Source organism: Microbacterium sp. NPDC059771, assembly GCF_042732495.1.
GTDB classification, from domain to species: Bacteria; Actinomycetota; Actinomycetes; order Actinomycetales; family Microbacteriaceae; genus Microbacterium; species Microbacterium sufflavum.
In genome coordinates this window covers 1-1,741 of sequence record NZ_JBHWHK010000012.1, presented here as the reverse complement: position 1 = coordinate 1,741, position 1,741 = coordinate 1, and the positions used below count along the sequence as shown (strand labels likewise).

Genomic DNA, 1,741 nt, shown 5'->3' with positions numbered 1-1,741 from the left:
CCTCGCCCTCTGGACCGGCGCCTGCCCCACCTGCCACCGCGACATACCCAAACCGATACGAACTTGACCAAGCCCTACTAGTGCCGCGACCGGCAAGGTTTGCCCGTCAAGGAGCGGCGTCCGGTGCGTGTGATCGCAAGGCGGCCGGAAGCCCTTGTAGCGGAGCTACCTGGGCTTTTGGCCAACGCGGCGAGCGCGCGTGCCGGGCGTCGCGACGGGGCAAACGTTGCCGGGAGGGGCACTAGTGTGATGCGCCAGAAATCCTGATGGTTAGTTCTGCTCTGTTTTCGGGGCGGTGGTTCCGACCTTGGTGAGGTAGTCGGCGAGGGATTTGAGGATCTCGTCGGCTGTCTTGGTCCAGGTGAAGGGGCGCGGTTTCTCGTTCCAGGTGTCGATCCACGCGGTGATGTCGTTCTCCAGTGCCTTCACGGAGGTGTGGACGCCGCGGCGGATGAGCTTGTCGGTCAGCAGGCCGAACCACCGCTCGACCTGGTTCATCCAGGAGGAGCCGGTGGGGGTGAAATGGACGTGGAAGCGGGGGTGTTTGCCGAGCCACGTCCTGATCTCGGCAGTGTTGTGGGTGGCGTAGTTGTCACAGACGAGGTGCACGTCGAGCCCGGCGGGCACCGCCTTGTCGATCCGGATCAGGAACTTCTTGAACTCGATCGCCCGGTGGCGGCGGTGAAGTGCCGATATGACGGTGCCGTCGGCGATGTTGAAGGCTGCGAACAGGCTGGTGATGCCGTGCCGCAGGTAGTCGTGGGTGCGGCGTTCGGGCATGCCCGGCATCATCGGCAGCACTGGCTGGGAGCGGTCCAGCGCCTGGATCTGGCTCTTCTCGTCCACGCAGAGCACGACCGCCTTCTCGGGCGGGTGGTGGTACAGGCCGACAACGTCGACGACCTTGGCGACGAACTGCGGATCGGTGGACAGCTTGAAGGAGTCCTGCAGGTGAGGCTTGAGGTCGAACCGCTTCCAGATCCGCCCGATCGTCGACTTCGACAGGCCGGTGCGCTGGGCCATCGAGGCCCGTGACCAGTGCGTGTCCCGGCCCGGGAGCGACTCCAGGGTGGCCACGACGACCTCCTCGACCTGGTCGAGGAGGATCGAAGGCGGCCGGCCCGAGCGCGGCTCGTCCTGCAGGCCATCGAGGCGTTTCGCGATGAACCGGGCCCGCCAGCGGTCCACGGTTGACCTGTCGATACCGAGGTCGGCCGCGGCCTGCTGGTTCGTCCCGCCCTCCGCGCAGCGCAGCACGATCTTGGCCCGTAACGCGAGGAACTGGGCGGTCTTCGCCTGCCGGGCCCACTGCTGCAGCTGCCTGCGCTCAGCATCGTCGAGGATCAGACCGGCCTTCGGCCGGCCGACCCAGCCGGCGTCCTCAAGCCCCGCCATCCGCTCTGCGGCGAAAGCACGACGCCACTTGCCGACCGTCTTGGCCTGGACACCGACGAGCCGCGCGACACCCGCGTTCGACATGCCGTCAGCACACGCCAGGATGATGCGGGCCTTCTCGGCCGAGCGCCGGTGCGGCATCTTCGTCCGGCGCACCAACTCGGCGCGCTCAGCCTCGGACAACGTGACCGCCACAGCAGAAGGCCCCGAATGCGACATGCCAACAGGGTACTTACTAACCATCAGGATTTCCGGCGCATCACACTAGTAGGGCTTGGTCAAGTTCGTATCGGTTTGGGTATGTCGCGGTGGCAGGTGGGGCAGGCGCCGGTCCAGAGGGCGAGGA

The 1,741-nt window shown here is 66.4% G+C and carries 1 protein-coding gene; it reads right to left on the bottom strand.

Annotated features, from left to right (window positions below):
- Window positions 1-270: 270 nt before the first annotated feature.
- Window positions 271-1,614, bottom strand: a complete 1,344-nt coding sequence (locus tag ACFV3I_RS18710; RefSeq protein ID WP_378823951.1) for an IS630 family transposase — start codon at window positions 1,612-1,614, stop codon at window positions 271-273.
- Window positions 1,615-1,741: the final 127 nt, after the last annotated feature.

Bases quoted from the DNA above. Each gene is read 5' to 3' on its own strand.
- ACFV3I_RS18710 (WP_378823951.1), bottom strand. From the start codon at position 1,614: ATGTCGCATTCGGGGCCTTCTGCTGTGGCGGTCACGTTGTCCGAGGCT.